This is a genomic window from Rhizobium sp. AN6A, assembly GCF_900215635.1.
GTDB classification, from domain to species: Bacteria; Pseudomonadota; Alphaproteobacteria; order Rhizobiales; family Rhizobiaceae; genus Agrobacterium; species Agrobacterium tumefaciens.
Genome location: NZ_OCNC01000004.1, coordinates 2828344 through 2846764, shown reverse-complemented (window position 1 = coordinate 2846764; position 18421 = coordinate 2828344). Strand labels below are relative to the sequence as shown.

16 protein-coding genes and 1 pseudogene are annotated in these 18421 nt (G+C 59.7%); 10 read left to right on the top strand and 7 right to left on the bottom strand.

What is annotated here, in order from left to right:
• Nucleotides 1-57 precede the first annotated feature (57 nt).
• Both CRO62_RS26650 and CRO62_RS26645 read right to left on the bottom strand, forming a co-directional pair.
• The gene (locus tag CRO62_RS26650) at nucleotides 58-888 is read right to left on the bottom strand and encodes a ferritin-like domain-containing protein (RefSeq protein ID WP_097102936.1); all 831 of its coding nucleotides are present in this window, start codon (nucleotides 886-888) and stop codon (nucleotides 58-60) included.
• Nucleotides 889-903: 15 nt separating this feature from the next.
• A complete protein-coding gene (locus CRO62_RS26645; RefSeq protein WP_013636380.1) occupies nucleotides 904-1371 on the bottom strand; it encodes a peroxiredoxin in 468 nt (155 codons plus the stop codon).
• 118 nt (nucleotides 1372-1489) lie between these two features.
• On the opposite strand from CRO62_RS26645, the pseudogene CRO62_RS26640 reads away from it, so the two are divergent.
• Nucleotides 1490-4874 (top strand): annotated as a pseudogene (locus CRO62_RS26640) (DUF3971 domain-containing protein).
• Nucleotides 4875-4918: 44 nt separating this feature from the next.
• Here CRO62_RS26640 and tyrS read toward each other — a convergent pair.
• Complete coding sequence (gene tyrS, locus CRO62_RS26635) at nucleotides 4919-6172, bottom strand: tyrosine--tRNA ligase (protein WP_003515978.1); 1254 nt, start codon at nucleotides 6170-6172, stop codon at nucleotides 4919-4921.
• A gap of 150 nt (nucleotides 6173-6322) precedes the next feature.
• On the opposite strand from tyrS, the gene CRO62_RS26630 reads away from it, so the two are divergent.
• Nucleotides 6323-7444, top strand: coding sequence for an anhydro-N-acetylmuramic acid kinase (locus tag CRO62_RS26630; protein ID WP_019567102.1), 1122 nt, complete (start codon nucleotides 6323-6325; stop codon nucleotides 7442-7444).
• Nucleotides 7445-7681: 237 nt separating this feature from the next.
• Here the strand turns inward: CRO62_RS26630 and CRO62_RS26625 are convergent, their stop codons facing one another.
• The gene (locus tag CRO62_RS26625) at nucleotides 7682-8359 is read right to left on the bottom strand and encodes an alpha/beta hydrolase (RefSeq protein ID WP_003507952.1); all 678 of its coding nucleotides are present in this window, start codon (nucleotides 8357-8359) and stop codon (nucleotides 7682-7684) included.
• Between the two features lie 211 nt (nucleotides 8360-8570).
• On the opposite strand from CRO62_RS26625, the gene CRO62_RS26620 reads away from it, so the two are divergent.
• The 8 genes from CRO62_RS26620 (at nucleotide 8571) to sufA (ending at nucleotide 16129) form a co-directional block, all read left to right on the top strand.
• Complete coding sequence (locus tag CRO62_RS26620; protein ID WP_097103366.1) at nucleotides 8571-9740, top strand: cysteine desulfurase family protein; 1170 nt, start codon at nucleotides 8571-8573, stop codon at nucleotides 9738-9740.
• Nucleotides 9741-9940: 200 nt separating this feature from the next.
• Nucleotides 9941-11410: a Fe-S cluster assembly protein SufB gene (gene sufB / locus CRO62_RS26615; RefSeq protein WP_003507956.1), complete on the top strand. Its 1470-nt coding sequence runs from the start codon at nucleotides 9941-9943 to the stop codon at nucleotides 11408-11410.
• A gap of 58 nt (nucleotides 11411-11468) precedes the next feature.
• Nucleotides 11469-11810 (top strand): GIY-YIG nuclease family protein, encoded by a 342-nt coding sequence (locus CRO62_RS26610; RefSeq protein WP_097102934.1) that lies wholly within the window; start codon nucleotides 11469-11471, stop codon nucleotides 11808-11810.
• A gap of 115 nt (nucleotides 11811-11925) precedes the next feature.
• Complete coding sequence (gene sufC / locus CRO62_RS26605) at nucleotides 11926-12681, top strand: Fe-S cluster assembly ATPase SufC (RefSeq protein WP_003507958.1); 756 nt, start codon at nucleotides 11926-11928, stop codon at nucleotides 12679-12681.
• A gap of 24 nt (nucleotides 12682-12705) precedes the next feature.
• The gene (gene sufD / locus CRO62_RS26600) at nucleotides 12706-13977 is read left to right on the top strand and encodes a Fe-S cluster assembly protein SufD (protein WP_097102932.1); all 1272 of its coding nucleotides are present in this window, start codon (nucleotides 12706-12708) and stop codon (nucleotides 13975-13977) included.
• Nucleotides 13970-15220: a cysteine desulfurase gene (locus CRO62_RS26595; protein WP_003515973.1), complete on the top strand. Its 1251-nt coding sequence runs from the start codon at nucleotides 13970-13972 to the stop codon at nucleotides 15218-15220. The genes sufD and CRO62_RS26595 overlap by 8 nt, the downstream gene beginning before the upstream one ends.
• 23 nt (nucleotides 15221-15243) lie before the next feature.
• Nucleotides 15244-15627, top strand: a complete 384-nt coding sequence (locus CRO62_RS26590; protein ID WP_003515972.1) for an SUF system Fe-S cluster assembly protein — start codon at nucleotides 15244-15246, stop codon at nucleotides 15625-15627.
• A 112-nt stretch (nucleotides 15628-15739) separates the two neighbouring features.
• Entirely contained in the window at nucleotides 15740-16129 is a 390-nt protein-coding gene (gene sufA, locus CRO62_RS26585; RefSeq protein ID WP_003515971.1) for a Fe-S cluster assembly scaffold SufA, read from the top strand.
• A gap of 20 nt (nucleotides 16130-16149) precedes the next feature.
• Here the strand turns inward: sufA and CRO62_RS26580 are convergent, their stop codons facing one another.
• From CRO62_RS26580 to CRO62_RS26570, 3 genes are all read right to left on the bottom strand, one after another.
• Entirely contained in the window at nucleotides 16150-16431 is a 282-nt protein-coding gene (locus CRO62_RS26580; protein WP_097102930.1) for a hypothetical protein, read from the bottom strand.
• 62 nt (nucleotides 16432-16493) lie between these two features.
• Nucleotides 16494-17702: an ABC transporter permease gene (locus tag CRO62_RS26575; RefSeq protein WP_097102927.1), complete on the bottom strand. Its 1209-nt coding sequence runs from the start codon at nucleotides 17700-17702 to the stop codon at nucleotides 16494-16496.
• The gene (locus CRO62_RS26570; protein WP_097102925.1) at nucleotides 17692-18411 is read right to left on the bottom strand and encodes an ABC transporter ATP-binding protein; all 720 of its coding nucleotides are present in this window, start codon (nucleotides 18409-18411) and stop codon (nucleotides 17692-17694) included. The genes CRO62_RS26575 and CRO62_RS26570 overlap by 11 nt, the downstream gene beginning before the upstream one ends.
• Nucleotides 18412-18421: the final 10 nt, after the last annotated feature.

Here is an 18421-nt window from a genome sequence, read left to right as displayed (position 1 = left end):
GAAATCATACTTCGTTAAGGTTAACGAAGTTTTGCACCATGCGCCGGGCTGCGGGCGTCAGTTGCTGTTGCTGACGCCGGTGAGCGAGCGGTAAAAGGATGGCGTCAATCCCGCTTCGGCGCGGGCGAGGTCGTTGAAGGGCGGTTTCAGCGGTCCGCGGAAATTGGCACGCACCAGTTGCCTGAAGGTTGCGGCCGGGTCCTTCTTTTCACGGGCGCACAGGAAGCGAAACCATTTGGCGCCGATGGCGACATGGCCCTTTTCGTCATTGTAGATGACATCGAGAACGGCGGCGCTTTCGAGGTCTCCGGTTTCGCGCATCTTCGCCTGCAGGGAGGGCGTCACGTCCAGTCCGCGCGCCTCGAGGATGAGCGGCACGACTGCGAGCCGCGCGGTGAGGTCGTTGCGGGTTGAATGCGCCGCCTGCCAGAGCCCGTCATGGGCGGGCAGATCGCCGTAATCCGCGCCGAGGTTTCGCAGCCTTTCCCGCACCAGCCGGAAATGTTTCGCCTCCTCGAAGGCAACCTGCATCCAGCCGTCGAAAAAGGAATGCGGCACCGGCTCGCTGGCATAACGGGCGACGATGTCGAGCGCGAGGTCAACGGCGTTCAGCTCGATATGGGCGATGGCGTGCAGCAGCGCTATGCGGCCCTTGACGCTGTGGAGGGAGCGGCGCTCGACGGCGGTCGGCGGAACGAGTTCCGGTTTCTCCGGCCTGCCCGGACGTTCGGGCAGGGGTGGATCGAGGGGGGAGCGCAGCGACAGGCGGCGCTCGAACCATCGTGTCGCCGTTTCCTGCGCCAGTGCGGTTTTTCTGTCGAGATCGGCGCAGGCAATCGCCTCGGTGGCGCCGCCGCGCAGCGAGATGATCTTGAAGGTGGGCGTCACGATAGGGGGCGTCTCTCAGAGCTTCCGTGCGGCGTCGAGAACGGCCTGTGCGTGGCCCGGAACCTTCACTTTGTTCCAGATTTCCGCGATCGTACCGTCAGGTGCTACGAGGACGGTGGTGCGTTCGACACCCATGTATTTTTTGCCATACATGCTTTTTTCCTTCCAGACGCCGTAGGCCTCGAGAGCCTTCCGTTCCTCGTCGGCGGCCAGCATCACGGAAAGCTTGTGTTTTGCAGCAAACTTGTCGTGGCTTTTGACGCTATCAGGAGAAATGCCGATGACAACAGTATTGGCGGCCTCGAATTCCGCGCCAAGGGCACTGAAATCTATCGCTTCGGCGGTGCAGCCGGATGTGTCGTCCTTCGGGTAGAAATAGAGAACGACCGCCTTGCCTCGCAGGCCGGACAATGTCACCGTTCCTTCACCGTTGCGGGGCAAAGTAAAATCCGGAGCAGGGCTGCCAATCGTCAGTTCTGTCATAATCATCTTTCTTTCGCCGGGATGTTGAGTGAAAGTCGCCACATTCGATATATAGCGAAACCGGGCGTCGTCCAGTGTTGAGGCGAAACAAAAGCTATTCAGGGGCAAACACGGGCGTATGGCTGAAGTGAGGGGTGAAAAGGTCAAGTTCAGCAAGCGCGATATCGTTGCGCTGCATGATCTTCCTTCGGCGCAGGCCGAAGATCCTCTCATCGTGCATTGCCCGGCGCCGCGCTCCATGGCGCGTGCTCTCATCAAGATTTTCGCTGCTCTTTTCGTACTGGCCTTCCTGTCCATCGGCGGCATCATCGTCTCCGTCGAAACCGGATCGATCGACAATGCCCTTTCCAGCCAGGCGCAGCAGGCGCTCGAACGGGCGCTCGGACCCCACTACAGCGCGCGAATCGGTTCTTCCGCCATACGGTTCTCGACCGGCCTGCGGCTTGCGCTGGTGGCCGAGGATGTGGATATCGTCGAGAAGGAATCCGGCCAGCATCTGAGCCGGGCAAGGGCTATCGGGATGGCGCTTGATCCGCTAGCGCTTTTGACCGGACGCGTCTCCGTGCAAAGCCTTGAGGCCGACGGGATGGAACTCGATACGGCCCTTTTGCCCAAGGGTAACGGTTTCGATCTCGCCAGCATCCGGATGGACGCCGTGCCGCAGCAGTTGCAGGCGGCGTTTTCCCAGCTGGACAAATTGGCGCAGGCGTTTTTAAGCAGCGGAACCGAGGAAATCGATATTTCCAGCGTTTCGATCCACTTGCCGCCGAGCGAAGCCGGCAAGCCACGCGTCGTTGAAGTGCGCGAACTTTCGTTGACCCCTGACCAGCAGGGCGGATATTCGCTTGAGGGTGAAACGCTGTTTAACGGCGAAATCGCCAGCCTGTCGCTGAAGACATCGGGAGCAGGCGGCGTGATCGATGGTTTCGACGCGCGCATAGACGGTTTCGACATCGGTCCTTTTCTGGAAAAATTCGATCCTGAGGGCAATCTTCATGAGGGGCTGAACGTCAAGACCGGTGTAAGCATCCTCGCCCGGCGTTCCATGCCCGGACATGAGCCGCGGCTGGAAATCTCGCTCGGCATGGGCAATGGAATGCTTCTTATCGGCGGCGAGGCTCAGCCCTTCACTGCCGGCACCGTCAACGCGCGCTACGATTTTCAGAAAAGCAGTCTTGTCATTGAGAATTCGCGGATCGATCTCGGGCGAACGGCTATTCCGGTCACTGGGGAAATCACGGATACCCAAGAGGGCTTCGGTCTTTCGCTGCGGATCGACAATGCGGTCGCCTCGGCCGAAGCCTCTGGCGAAGAACCCGTTCCTTTCAGCTTGAAGGCGGACGGGCAATTCAATGTCGCGACCAGGCAGCTCGAGGTTCCCTCGCTATACGTTACCGGCCCGCTTGGAGACATGGCAGGCTCGCTGAAAATCCGCTTCGGCCAGGGCTCGCCCGAAATCAGCTTCGCCGGACAGATTCCCAAGATGGAGGCCACGGCGGTCAAGCAGCTCTGGCCGTTCTGGATGGCGCACAAGCCGCGCGAGTGGGTGGTGTCCAATCTTTATGGCGGCACGGTCACGAACGGCTCGATTGCGATCTTCATTCCGCAGGGACGGATGTGCGGTCCCGGTTGCCCGCTGGTGCTGGGCGAGAGCGAAATGCAGATCCGCTTCGATATCGACGGTACGCGTCTCAATACCACCGGCGACATTCCGCCGCTGCGCGACGTTGATGCGCATTTCAATCTCGTCGGCAGCCGGATGAATGTCGATCTCAAGAACGCGACATCCTATTTCGCCTCCAATCGGTCGCTTGCGCTGGAGGACAGCCGGTTCTCCATGTCCGACGTCTATGCAAAGCCCCTGCTTGGGAATCTCGAGTTGAACGTTTCGGGCTCGGCCGATGCCGTGGCGGAGCTTGCGACGCTGAAGCCTATCAATGCGCTCAAGGATACGCAGTTCAAGCCGGATGACTTCACCGGCGACGTGACGGCGAATGCAAAGCTGACCGTCGGCATGCTTTCCAGCCAAAATCCACCGCCGCCGGTGTGGACGGCCGATCTCGATCTGAAGAACCTGTCGCTGACAAAGCCGTTTGCCGGCCGCAAGGTGACCGCGCTTGACGGTTTCATGTCCATCAACGACCGGCAGCTCAAGCTGGAAGGCAAGGGCCGGGTGGACGATGTGCCGATGTCTATCGAGATGACGGAGCCGGTGCGCAAGAACAGCGACGTTGCTCCAACGCTGTCGCTGAAAGCAACCCTGAACGAGACGCAGGTCGCCAAGCTTGCACCGGAGCTTTCCACGGTTCTTGGCGGCACGACCGTTGTGGAAATCGATGGCGCGGATACGAAAAGTCAGGAGATACAGCTCGATCTGGCGAAGGCGTCTATCATTCTGCCGGGGCTTGGATGGAGCAAGGGCGTCGGTATTCCGGCAAAAGCGACCTTTACCCTGGAAACCAGCGATGGCCGCACGACGATCAGTGATTTCTCCCTAACCGGGGACGGCTTCGGCGCTGCTGGAGATGTCACCTTCACCAAGAACGGGCTGATTTCGGCCGATCTCAGCCGCGTGCAGTTGTCACCTTCCGACAATTACGCCGTCGCCGTGACTGCCTCCAAAAACGGATACAGCATCAACGCTTCGGGAAAATCGGCCGATCTCCGGCCTTTCCTCTCAAAGCTTCGCAGTTCCTCAGGGGCAGGTGACGGCACATCGCGTTCGCAGCCGTCCCTTGCCATCAAGGCGCAACTCGACAAGGTCTACGGCTTCAACGACGAGATCCTTTCCAATGTCAGTGCCGATGTCAGTGTGCGTGACGGCAAGGTCCGTTCGGTCGATTTTCGCGGCGTCACCGGCAGAGGCCAGGCGGTTGTGGCCCAGACGACCAATCGCGGCGCGACGGGAACAGTGACGCTTACCAGCAGCGACGCCGGTTCTCTTGCCCGTTTCACCAATATCTACACCCGCATTCGTGGTGGTCTTCTCAATCTCGCACTCTCGACCGTCAACGGCAGCGACTGGAGCGGCTCGCTCGATCTGCGCAATTTCGCCGTCGTCAACGAAGCGAAGCTTCAGGATATCGTCGCCACGCCGACGGGCGACGACGGCCGGAGCCTCAACACGGCGGTCCGCCGCAATATCGATGTCAGCTCGGAGAAATTCCAGCGCGGTTTTGCCCGGCTCGTTTACGTCAACGGCTCGGTTGCGGTGGAAAACGGCGTGGTGCGCGGCGAACAGATCGGTGCGACCTTCCAGGGCCTGCTGAAGGACCAGAACGGCCGTATGGACATGACAGGCACCTTCATGCCCGCCTATGGCCTAAACCGGCTGTTCGGCGAATTGCCCTTCATCGGCATCTTCCTCGGCAACGGCCCGCGACCGCGGGCTGCTCGGCATCACCTTCAAGCTTTCCGGCCAGACGGACCAGCCGAAGCTGACTATAAACCCGCTGTCGCTGATAGCGCCCGGCGTCTTCAGGCAGATTTTCGAGTTTCAATAAAAAGGCCGCTTCCGCGGCCCTTCATCTGATGATTTGCGCGGGTGTTACGCCGGGCGAACGAGAACGTGCTTCTTCTTGCCAACCGAAAGCTTGATGATGCCATCGCCGGTGATTTCGGCGGAACCGATCATCTGGCGGTCGTCCGACACGCCCTTGTCGTTGATCTTCACCGCACCGCCCTGAACGTGACGGCGGGCTTCGCCATTCGAGCCGGCAAGGCCAGCGCGGACGATGAGCGACAGGACGCCGACGCCGGCATCGAGTTCGGATGCCGGAACCTCGATAGAGGGCAGGTTTTCGGCAAGCGCGCCTTCCTCGAAAGTCTTGCGCGCCGTTTCGGCGGCTTCTTCGGCAGCGGCACGGCCATGCAGAATGGCCGTGACTTCGGTTGCGAGGATTTTCTTCGCCTCGTTGATCTCAGATCCGCCAAGGGCGGCGATACGTGCGATCTCATCCATCGGCAGCGTGGTGAAGAGCTTCGCGAAGCGAACCACGTCCGCGTCTTCCGTGTTGCGCCAGTATTGCCAGAAATCATAGACCGGCAGCAGGTCCTTGTTGAGCCAGACGGCACCGGAAGCGGACTTGCCCATCTTCGCACCCGAAGACGTGGTCAAAAGCGGGGAGGTCAGCGCATAGAGCTGCGGTGTCCCCATGCGGTGACCGAGGTCGATGCCGTTGATGATGTTGCCCCACTGGTCAGAGCCGCCCATCTGCAGGCGGCAGCCGGTACGCTGGTTCAGCTCCACGAAATCGTAGGCCTGCAGGATCATGTAGTTGAATTCGAGGAAGGACAGCGACTGCTCGCGGTCGAGGCGCGTCTTCACGCTGTCGAAGGACAGCATGCGGTTGACCGAGAAGTGGCGGCCGACGTCGCGCAGGAATTCGAGGTAGTTGAGTCCACGCAGCCAGTCGGCATTGTTGATCATCAGCGCCGGATTTTCCGCGCGATCGTAATCGAGGTAGTTGGCGAAGACGTGCTTGAGCGAGGTGATGTTGTCCTCGATCATGTCGATCGTCATCAGCTTGCGGGCCTCCTCCTTGAAGGAGGGATCGCCAACCATGCCGGTGCCGCCGCCCATCAGCGAAATCGGCTGGTGACCGGTCTTCTGCATCCAGTGCAGCATCATGATCTGGGTGAGGTGGCCGACATGCAGGCTGGAGGCCGTCGGGTCATAGCCGATATAGGCGGTCACGGTTTCCTTGGCGAACAGTTCGTCGAGACCCGACTCGTCGGAGATCTGGTGAATGAAGCCGCGCTCATCGAGCGTGCGGAGGAAATCGGACTTGAACCTGGACATAACCTTTTTCTTTCTGGTTGGACCTTTGCCGTCATTGTCTGTCAATGAACGCGGGGGGCTTTACCATTGTTTTTTGAAAAGTGCACCCGTTTCGGCCATGAATAACGGCGATTCATCTCCGCATGATTCGATATTGAAAGGGAGCAGCGCGTGGGCGAGGTCAAAACTGCAATCGGGCTGATGAGCGGGACATCGATGGACGGCATCGATATCGCCCTGTTGCGCACGGATGGCGAAAACGTGGTCCGGCATGGGCCGAGCGGTTATTTCCCCTATGATCCGGGCCTGCGCGCCACGTGGCAGAAGGCGCTGGTTACGGCCAAAGCCATTCGCGAACGGCGCGAGCGTCCGGGTGACCTCGCGGATGCGGAACGCAAGCTGACGCTTGCCCATGCGGCGGCAGTCAAATCCTTCCTCCACCGCCACCGGCTTGAAGCCAGCGATATAGACGTGATCGGTTTTCATGGCCAGACGGTGCTGCATCGGCCGGATGAGGCGTTGACCGTGCAAATCGGCGACGGCGCACTTCTGGCCGAGGAAACCGGTATCGATGTGGTTTACGACATGCGCGCCAACGACATGGTGCATGGCGGGCAGGGCGCACCGCTCATTCCTGCGTACCACATGGCGCTCTCCGCCAATCTGCCTGATGGCTTCGAAACGCCCGCCGTCTTCGTCAATATCGGCGGCATATCCAATCTCACCTATATCGGCGAGGGAGGGCGGCTTGCGGCTTTCGACAGCGGTCCCGGCAATATGCTGATCGACCAGTGGATCGAGGCGCATACGGGCAAAGCCTTCGACAAGGGCGGCAGGACGGCGGCGGGCGGCAGCGTCGTTGCCTCGCTCGTCACGCGCTACATGGAAAGCCCGTTCTTCTCGGCCAATATCCGCCGCTCGCTTGACCGCAGCGATTTCGTGCCGCCGCAAAAGGGCGAGGTTTCGCTGGCGGACGGCGCACGCACGCTGTCGCATCTGACGGGTGCCGCGATCCTCAAATCGGCGAGCTATCTGCCGGAAGCGGCTAAGACCTATGTGATCTGCGGCGGCGGGCGGCTCAATCCTGTTATCATGGAAGAGTTTGCGAGCCTTGCTGCAAAGCAGGGTGCGCGGGTAATCGCGGCGGAAGAGGCGGGGTTCGACGGCGGGGCGATGGAGGCGGAGGCCTGGGCCTATCTGGCGGTGCGATCGCTGAAGGGGCTGCCGCTAACCTATCCGGGGACGACCGGTGTGAATGAGCCGGTTACGGGTGGGGTTTTGGTGAGGGCGTAATAGACGATGGCGGACTTGGCTCACCGCCCTCTGCCCTGGCGGTCATCTCCCCCACAAGGAGGAGATTGGCCAGACGCCTGATCTCCGCCTGAGTCGCTACGTTAAAGAGCGTCGGGAGGTCACCACGATTCGATCTCCCCACCTGTGGGGAGATGCCCGGCAGGGCAGAGGGGTGCAGCCAAGCCCGCCGTCGATCATTGTAGGTAGATCAACACTGACCTAAGCTGCGCTCCTAAATCACCGAATGCGCTTCGCTGCCGGTTCCGGAACCAGTTCGCCATTCAGGCGGCGGTCGAGGTAGTCCTCGCATTCGCTCATCAGCTCATCAACCTTGCCGTTGAAGAAGTGGTTGGCGCCGGGAAGGGTGCGGTGGGTGATGAGAATGCCCTTCTGGGTCTTCAGCTTTTCGACCAGACCGTTGACGTCCTTCTCAGGCGCGACCTTGTCGGCGTCGCCATTGATGATGAGACCGGAAGACGGGCAGGGGGCGAGGAAGGAGAAGTCGTAGGTGTTGGGCTGCGGCGCAATCGACATGAAACCTTCGATTTCCGGGCGACGCATCAGAAGCTGCATGCCGATCCAGGCGCCAAAGGAATAACCCGCGACCCAGCAGCTTTTCGAATCGGGATGCAGGCTCTGCACCCAGTCGAGAGCGGACGCGGCATCGGAAAGCTCGCCGGCGCCATGGTCAAACTCGCCCTGGCTGCGGCCGATGGAGCGGAAGTTGAACCGGAGCGTCGTGAAACCGCGCTTCTGGAAAAGATAGAAGAGCTGATAAACGATCTGGTTGTTCATCGTGCCGCCGAACTGCGGGTGCGGATGAAGGATGATCGCTATCGGCGCGCTCTTTTCCTTGGAGGGTTGATAACGGCCTTCGAGGCGACCCGCAGGGCCGTTAAAAATGACTTCGGGCATTGGTACTCCGGTCGTGTTTTTTCATTCTCCAACCGCATTCTTCCGACGAGAAGACTTGACGAACTGTGTCATCTTTTCTAGAACGCAGTTTAGAATAATTCGAAACTTTGCGTGTGCTTAAGCACTCGGACCGTGTCATAAGGCAAGCGCAACTGTAATTTCAAGAAAAATGCGTTTTGGCGCATGGAAGATTGAGCGAAGCTTTTCCGCGATGACGGTTTTGACGCGCACATATATGGACTGGAACGCCACGGCGCCGCTTTTGCCCGCCGTGCGGGATGTTCTTGTCCGCGCTCTCGATACCACGGGTAATCCGTCCTCCGTACACCGGGAAGGGCGCGCAGCCCGTGCGGCCGTCGAGGCCGCGCGTCGTGACGTTGCTGTGGTCTGCGGCGCTCAGGCGTCGCATGTGACCTTTACGAGCGGTGCGACCGAAGCGGCCAATCTGGTGCTTTCGCCTGAATTCAAGATGGGGCGCGCTCCCGTACGCTATGGTCGTCTTTACGTTTCGGCGATCGAACACCCCGCTTTTCGCGAAGGAGGCCGGTTCGGCAAGGCTGACGTTACGGAAATTCCCGTTACGTCAGCGGGTGTCATCGATCTTGCGGCCCTTGAGGCGTTGCTGTCTGCGCACGATAAATCCGCCGGCTTGCCCATGGTCGCCTGTATGCTGGTCAATAATGAGACCGGCATTCTTCAGCCGGTGAGTGAAGCGGCGCGGCTTGCACATGCAGCTGGTGGATTGATGGTCGTCGATGCCGTGCAGGCTGCCGGCCGCGTTCCGCTCGATATCAATGCATTGGATGCCGATTTCCTTGTGATCTCGTCCCACAAGCTTGGTGGCCCGAAGGGTGCGGGGGCGCTGGTGTCCCGCGGCGAGGTGATGATGCCGAAGCCGCTGATCCATGGTGGCGGCCAGGAAAAGGGACATCGTTCCGGTACTGAAAATACCCTGTCGGTCATCGGTTTCGGTGCCGCCGCCGCTATTGCTGCGCAAAACCTCGAGACCGAAGCGACGCGTCTTGCAGCGCTGCGCGCAAGGCTGGAAGACGGCATGCGGGCAGTCGCGCCTGACGTGATCATCTACGGTGAGGATGTCGGCCGTGTCGGCAATACCACGTTTTTCACCTTGCCCGGTTTGAAGGCGGAAACGGGCCAGATTGCATTCGATATCGAAGGCATTGCGCTCTCGGCCGGTTCGGCCTGCTCATCCGGCAAGGTGGGTGAAAGCCATGTGCTGACGGCGATGGGACGCGATCCCAAGCTTGGCGCACTCAGGATTTCCCTTGGTCATGCGACTGATGAGGCGGATATCGAGCGCGCGCTCGCAGCCTTTACGAAAATTGCCGGGCGGCGCAGGCTGACCGGTCAGGCCGCTTAAAATGCGGCAAAGAATTGCGGAATAGCAATTTTCCGCTTGCCGGGATGTGTGAAAAGCGCCATCCCGCACTTACATGGGTATAAGCTCCGCCCCGTTTATACGGGCCCGGATTATTTGCCCGAAGATGGATGAAGGCGGCTATCCGCCTTGATACGTTGACAAGCCACCGGACCTTGGCTCCGGCGAGATTGGAGAACGACATGGCAGCGGTTCAGGAAACGATCGATCAGGTTCGCCAGATCGATGTGGACCAGTATAAATACGGCTTCGAAACCGAAATCGAAGTCGACAAGGCCCCGAAGGGCCTTTCGGAAGAGGTGATCCGCTTCATCTCGGCCAAGAAGCAGGAGCCGGAATGGATGCTGGAATGGCGTCTTGAGGCTTACAAGCGCTGGCTGACGATGGAAGAGCCGACATGGGCGCGCGTCAGCTACCCCAAGATCGACTTCAACGATCTCTATTATTATGCCGCACCGAAAAGCACGCCCGGCCCGAAGTCGCTGGACGAAGTCGATCCGGAGCTGCTGAAGGTTTACGAGAAGCTGGGCATTCCGCTGAAGGAACAGGAAATCCTGGCCGGCGTGGAAAACCGTCGTGTGGCCGTCGATGCCGTGTTCGACAGCGTCTCCGTTGTCACCACCTTCAAGGCGGAACTGGCAAAGGCCGGCGTGATCTTCATGTCGATCTCCGAAGCCGTGCGCGAATATCCTGATCTGGTGAAGAAATATCTCGGCTCGGTCGTGCCGCAGACGGACAATTTCTACGCAACGCTGAACTCGGCCGTCTTTACCGATGGTTCCTTCGTGTTCGTGCCGAAGGGCGTGCGGTGCCCGATGGAGCTTTCCACCTATTTCCGCATCAACGAAAAGAACACCGGCCAGTTCGAGCGCACGCTGATCATCGCTGAAGAGGGCGCCTACGTCTCCTATCTGGAAGGCTGCACCGCGCCGCAGCGCGACGAAAACCAGCTTCACGCCGCCGTGGTCGAACTGGTGGCGCTCGACGATGCCGAAATCAAATATTCCACCGTCCAGAACTGGTATCCGGGCGACAAGGATGGCAAGGGCGGCATCTACAACTTCGTGACCAAGCGCGGCGATTGCCGTGGCAACCGTTCGAAGATCTCGTGGACGCAGGTTGAAACCGGTTCTGCCATCACCTGGAAATACCCGTCCTGCATTTTGCGCGGCGACGACAGCCGTGGCGAATTCTATTCGATTGCGGTTTCCAACGGCCATCAGCAGATCGACAGTGGCACCAAGATGATCCATCTCGGCAAGAACACGTCGAGCCGCATCATCGCCAAGGGCATTGCTGCCGGTTTCTCGGAAAACGTCTATCGCGGCCAGGTCTCGGCTCACCGCAAGGCGACCAACACGCGTAATTTCACGCAGTGCGACTCGCTTCTGATCGGCGACAAGTGCGGCGCGCATACCGTGCCCTATATCGAGGCGAAGAACTCCTCTGCTCATTTCGAGCATGAAGCGACCACGTCGAAGATTTCCGAAGACCAGCTGTTCTATTGCCTGCAGCGCGGCATTCCCGAGGAGTCGGCCATCGCACTGATCGTCAACGGCTTCGTGAAGGACGTCATCCAGCAGCTGCCGATGGAGTTTGCGGTTGAAGCGCAGAAGCTGATCGGCATTTCGCTGGAAGGAAGCGTGGGTTAACTCTTGCTCGACGTCATCCTCGGGCTTGTCCCGAGGATCTGCAACGCGGAATACGGAGATGAGCGGCTTCGTCTACATGATGTCTGACAAACCCCGTGGGGTGATTTACACCGGCGTCACGAGTGATCTGGAAAACAGGACGTTTGAACATCGAAACGCTTTGCAGAAGGGTTATACCGAAAAATACCGGGCAAAGAGCCTCGTCTGGTTCGAAACCCATCCAAATATCGTGCTGGCAATCCAGCGGGAGAAATCTTTGAAGCGTTATCTGCGTGAATGGAAAATCAGGTTGATAGAAGAACTAAATCCGACCTGGATGGACCTTTGCGAGCGCATCAACGAGATCGAAAATGCCTATCGGCCGCACGAAAATACGCGGCAGTGGGGCGACTACAATTGACGTGATTAGATCCTCGGGACAAGCCCGAGGATGACGGATGTGAGAATTGAGAGCGACCCGTGAACCGGGTCTACGAGGCGGTCCTTGAAACCGCACCATGAACAGGAACCATACCATGCTTGAAATCATCGACCTGCACGCAAAGATCGCCGATACCGAAACCGAGATCATCAAGGGCCTCAACCTGAAGGTTGCTGCCGGTGAAGTTGCGGCCATCATGGGCCCGAACGGTTCCGGCAAGTCGACGCTGTCCTACATCCTGTCGGGCCGCGAAGACTATGAAGTCACCTCCGGTGACATTCTCTACAACGGCGAAAGCATTCTGGAACTGGATGCGGCCGAGCGCGCTGCCAAGGGTATTTTCCTGGCCTTCCAGTATCCGGTCGAAATTCCGGGTGTTGCCACCATGCAGTTCCTCAAGGTTGCTATGAACGAGCAGCGCAAGGCGCGCGGCGAGGCCGAGCTGACGACGCCGGACTTCATCCGCCGCGTCAAGGAAGCTGCCGGCGACCTGAAGATCGACATGGACATGCTGAAGCGTCCGCTGAACGTTGGTTTCTCCGGCGGTGAGAAGAAGCGCGCCGAAATCCTGCAGATGGCGCTGCTGGAGCCGAAGCTCTGCGTTCTCGACGAAACCGATAGCGGCCTCGACATCGACGCGCTGAAGATCGTGGCAGATGGCGTCAATGCGCTGAAGTCGCCGGATCGCGCCACTGTCGTCATCACCCACTACCAGCGCCTGCTCGATTACATCGTGCCTGATAGCGTTCACGTTCTCTACAAGGGCAAGATCATCCGTTCGGGCGACAAGGCCCTGGCGCTGGAGCTGGAAAACAATGGTTACGCCGACATCATCGGTGAAGCGGCCTAAGCCAGAGGCCAGGAGGTGATGTCCATGAACATTCAAACGACCAATCGGCTGACGCCAGCGGAAACCGCGCTGATCGACGCCTATACCGCCAAGTTCAGCGAATTGCCGGGCAATGGTGCGGTTGTCGCCGCCCGTGATGTGCTGTTCGACGATCTGAAGACCGGCGGTCTTCCGACCCGCCGCATCGAGGCGTGGCACTATACCGATCTCAAGAGCCTGTTGCGCGCCATTCCCGAGGACCAGCCCGCACCTGTTATCGAGAAGCAGGCGTCTGTTGTCGCCGGCTCGTCCGTCGCCTATGTGCTGCATGGCACGGCCAATGTCGGCAAGATCGAAGACATCAGCGTTTCCAGCTTTGCCGAGAGCCTGCTTGACGGCTCGGCCGCCACAGGCCTTGCGGAAGCCAGCAAGGACGACGTGATCGGCCGTATCAACGGCAGCTTCGTGCGTGACGGCCTGATGCTCGACGTTCCCGCGGATGCCGAGATCGAAAAGCCGATCGAATTGCAGGCAATCCATGGCGCGGGTCAGGTTCACAGCCGCTTCCCGGTGCGCTTCGGCAAGGGTTCCAAGGCGACCGTCATCGAACGTCACCTTTCGGTGACTTCGGATGCGGCCCTGGTTTCCTCCGTCACCGACATCGTTGTCGAAGACGGTGCGGAAGTGACCTGGATCATCCTGCAGCAACAGGGCGCGGCCGATATTCATCTTGGCCAGCTGCGCATGAAAATCGGTGCGGACGCCAAGATTCGTCTGTTCGTCATCAATGCCGGCGGCAAGCTGGTGCGGCAGGAACTGCGCATCGACGTGGACGGCGAAGGTACTGACCTCATCGTTCGCGGCGTCAACCTCTTGGGCGGCGAAACCCATACCGACGTGACGATGGTTCTTGGCCACAACGTGCCGAACACGACCTCGACGGAAGTGTTCCGCAACGTGGTGTTCGACCGTGCAAAGGGCATTTTCCAGGGCATGATCCGGGTTGCCCCCGATGCCCAGAAGACCGATGCGAAGATGGCGTGCAACACGCTGCTGATGTCTGATGATGGCGAGTTCTCGGCAAAGCCGGAGCTTGAAATCTTCGCCGACGATGTTCAGTGCGGTCACGGTGCGACGGTTGCCGATATCGACGACAACCATCTCTATTATCTGATGGCGCGCGGCGTGCCGCGGGCAAAGGCGCGGGCGATGCTCGTCAACGCCTTCGTCGCTGAAATCGCCGAGGAACTGGAAGAAGAAAATCTGGTAGAGGCGCTGGAGACGATCATCTCCGGCTGGCTGGAACATCATGCCTGAGAGCGAACGCGCCGCATTGGCGGCCCCTTATGACGTTGAAGCAGTGCGGAAGGATTTCCCGATCCTGTCGCGCGAAGTCTATGGCAAGCCGCTGGTCTATCTCGACAACGGCGCGTCCGCTCAAAAACCGCAGGTGGTGATCGACGCCGTTTCGCATGCTTATTCCAATGAATATGCGAATGTGCATCGTGGCCTGCACTTCCTCTCCAATGCCGCAACCGACGCCTATGAGGCGGCGCGCGAAAAGGTGCGCCGTTTCCTGAATGCCGGTTCGGTGGACGAGATCGTCTTCACCAAATCCTCCACCGAAGCGATAAATACGGTTGCTTACGGTTACGGCATGCCAAAGATCGGCGAGGGCGACGAGATCGTCATCTCGATCATGGAGCATCACTCCAACATCGTGCCGTGGCATTTCATTCGTGAGCGGCAGGGCGCCAAGCTGGTCTGGGTGCCTGTCGATGATGACGGCGCGTTCCATATCGAGGCTTTCGAAAAGAGCCTGACGGAGCGCACCAAGCTCGTTGCCATCACCCATATGTCGAATGCGCTGGGCACCATCGTGCCGGTCAAGGAAATCTGCCGCATCGCCCATGAGCGCGGCATTCCGGTGCTTGTCGACGGCTCTCAGGGCGCGGTTCACATGCCGGTCGACGTGCGCGATATCGATTGCGACTGGTACGTCATGACCGGCCACAAGCTTTACGGTCCCTCGGGCATCGGCGTGCTCTACGGCAAGGCTGACCGCCTGAGCGAGATGCGGCCGTTCCAGGGCGGCGGCGAGATGATCCTCGACGTGTCCGAAGACAATGTGACCTATAACGAGCCGCCGCATCGTTTCGAAGCGGGAACGCCGCCCATCGTGCAGGCCATCGGTCTTGGTTATGCGCTTGATTATATGGACAATCTCGGCCGTGCCGCGATTGCAGCCCACGAGGCTGATCTTGCTGCTTATGCTGCCGAGCGGCTGCGCGAGGTCAACTCACTGCGAATCATCGGCAATGCGCCTGATAAGGGCGGTATCTTCTCCTTCGAACTCGAGGGCATCCATGCCCATGACGTGTCGATGGTGATAGACCGGCGCGGCGTTGCCGTGCGTGCCGGCACCCATTGTGCCATGCCGCTCTTGAAACGGTTCGGCGTCACCTCCACATGCCGAGCATCGTTCGGCCTTTACAATACCCGCGCCGAAGTAGATCGTCTTGTCGAGGCGCTTGACTATGCGCGCAAATTTTTCGCCTGATATCAGGATTGAGGTTCAGGACCATGACTGCCGAAGCCACTGCAAAGACCCATGATGTGACCGAAGACGCTGCAAAGCCGTCTTCCATTGCGCCCGACGAACTGGCGCGTCTTAGCGACGACGTGATTGCGGCGCTGAAAACCGTGTACGATCCGGAAATTCCGGCCGATATTTTCGAACTCGGTCTCGTTTACAAGATCGATATCGAGGACGACCGGATGGTCAAGATCGTGATGACGCTGACAGCGCCCGGCTGCCCGGTGGCCGGCGAAATGCCGGGCTGGGTGGAAAACGCCGTCGGCGCGGTCGAAGGTGTTTCCGGGGTCGAAGTGTCGATGACCTTCGATCCGCCATGGACGCCGGACCGCATGTCGGAAGAGGCGCAGGTCGCCGTCGGCTGGTATTGAGACTGACGTGATTTTGACAGGCGTCATCCCTTGATGGCGCCTTCAAGCGCTATTAAATTGAAATCCATAAACATCGAGCCTTGAACTCGATTGTCGAAGGAGAATTAAGCCCATGGGCTTTGCGATCATGACCATGACCGGGGCTGCTGCCTCGCGCGTTAAAGCAATCGTCGAGAATTCCGGCCCGGACGCCAAGGGTGTGCGCGTCGGCATCAAGAAGGGCGGCTGCGCGGGCATGGAATATACCATCGACCTCGTGACGGAAGCGGATGCGAAGGACGATTTGGTCGAATTCGATGGAGCCAAGGTGTGGGTTCAGCCCTCCGCCGTGCTCTATCTGCTCGGCACGCAGATGGATTTTGAAGTGACCAAGATGCGCTCCGGCTTCACCTTCAACAACCCGAACCAGACGTCCGCTTGCGGCTGCGGTGAATCGGTGGAACTGAAGCCTGCCGATCTGGCGGCGCTGGCGAAGCAGCGCGAGGCTGAAGCCAGCGTTTGATTGGCTGCGCCCTTTTCCGATCAGCGGGATGATTGCTGTTTCAACGTATCGATAAAATCCGCCAGCGGATGAATCGATGGCGTCGTTTTCAAAAGCGGCTCGAGAGCTGCTGCGATCTTCCCGCAATCCTCCTCGGCAAGTGGTCGAAGGCTGGAGCTGACTTTGTTGTAGTCGGGCGTTCCGCGTGACGCGAGGGAGCGATTGATCACAAACAGTTCCGTTTGTCCGTCAATTCGTTCCACGAAGAGCGCAAGCGAACCGCCGTCTGCGGCAGCGGCGCTATCCGATACCGATTTGAACATCGAAACTCTCCGTAAATCATGAACCTATTCGGTCGAGGCCGTTGCAGCCTCGACGGCTCGTCTCACTCGTGTCGCAGCGCCTCGATCGGGCTCAAACTCGCTGCCCGCCGCGCCGGGAAATAGCCGAAAATCACGCCGATGGCAGCCGAGAAGGCGAAGGCGAGGAAGATGATCGACGGGCTGGTGACGAAGGGCACGTTGAGGAAGCTGACGACGCCATAGGCAAGGCCAAGGCCCGTCAAGATACCGACCGTGCCGCCCAGGGCAGAGAGCATGACGGCTTCCACCAGAAACTGCGTCAGCACCTGTTTTTCCAATGCGCCGATGGCGAGACGAATGCCGATCTCGCGGGTGCGCTCGGTTACCGAAACCAGCATGATGTTCATGATGCCGATGCCGCCGACCAGCAGGCTGACGGCTGCAACCGCACCCAGAAGCCCGGTCAGCAGCGTCGTTGTGCCGGTCATGGCAGAGGCGATCTGCGTCATGTCGTTGACGGTGAAATCATCCTCGCGGCCAATGTTGATGCGCCGCCGCTCGCGCAGCAGGTTCTGCAGGTCGCTTTGCACCTTGGCGGTGGAAACGCCGTCCTGCGCGGAGACCATGATCGAGGAAATGGTGGTGGTGCCGCCGATGCGCCGCTGATGGATTTTGAGCGGCATGATGATGGTGTCATCCTGATCGTCGCCGAGGCCGGATTGGCCTTTTCGGGCGAGAACACCGATGACGGGGCAGGAGATGTTGCTGACTCGTACCGTCTGGCCGACCGGGTTTTCCGCACCGAAGAGTTCCTGCCGCACCGTTTCGCCGATGATGCAGCCGATCTGTCCGCCACGATCTTCGGCCGGCTGGAAGTCACGGCCCAGCGCAAGCGTCCAGTCCTGTGCCACAAGGTAGTCATTGGTGGTGCCGATGACGCTCGTCTGATGATTCTTGCCGCCGAAAATGACTGTTGCGGCGGAGCTGCGGTTTTGCGGGGCAACTGCGCGGATGCCTGATATCTGGTTGCGGATCGCCTCGACATCGCGATCATCGAAACGTTTGGCTTCCGTGCTGGCGCGGCCGGGCCCGAACTGGCCGGGGCGCACGAACAGCATGTTGGTACCGAGCCGCGACAATTCCGATTTCACCTGCTCGGTCGTGCCGTTGCCGATGGTTACCATGGCGATGACGGCGGCCACGCCGATGACGACGCCGAGCACGGTGAGGAAGGAGCGGAGCAGGTTGCGGCTGATGGCGCGCAGCGCAAGACGCGACGTTTCAAAGAACATCGGAAGTCTCCTTGTTTTCCGCTGCGCTGTCGGAGGCGAGATGGCCGTCCACGAAACGCAGGAGGCGTCCCGCATGGGCAGCGATATCCTCTTCATGCGTGACCATGACGACGGTAATGCCCTTGTCGCGGTTGAGCGTGGTGATCAGCTCCATGATCTCGGCGCTGGTTTTGGTGTCGAGGTTGCCTGTGGGTTCGTCGGCCAGAAGCAGAGCGGGGCGGGTGACGATGGCCCGTGCAATGGCCACACGTTGCTGCTGACCGCCGGAAAGCTCCTGCGTCGTATGGTGCTCGCGGCCCTTCAGACCCACCTGTGCCAGCGCCTCCATGGCGCGCGCGCGCCGTTCCGAGGCTTTCATGCCCCGGTACACGAGCGGCAGCTCGACATTTTCCACCGCCGAGGTGCGCGACAGGAGGTTGAAGCCCTGAAACACGAAACCCAGCATGTGGCGGCGCAGCAGCGTCAGATGTTCATTGTCGAAACCGCTGGTCGGCACGCCCTGAAACAGATATTCGCCCGATGTCGGCACATCCAGGCAGCCGATGATGTTCATCGAGGTGGATTTGCCGGAGCCGGATGGCCCCATGATGGCGACGAATTCCTTCTCGTGGATCGACAGGCTGACGCCGTCAAGCGCGCGGATCGTCGCTTCGCCCCGGCCATATTGCTTGACGACATCGCGGAATTCTATGAGCGGCTGCTGTTGCATGCGGTTTTCC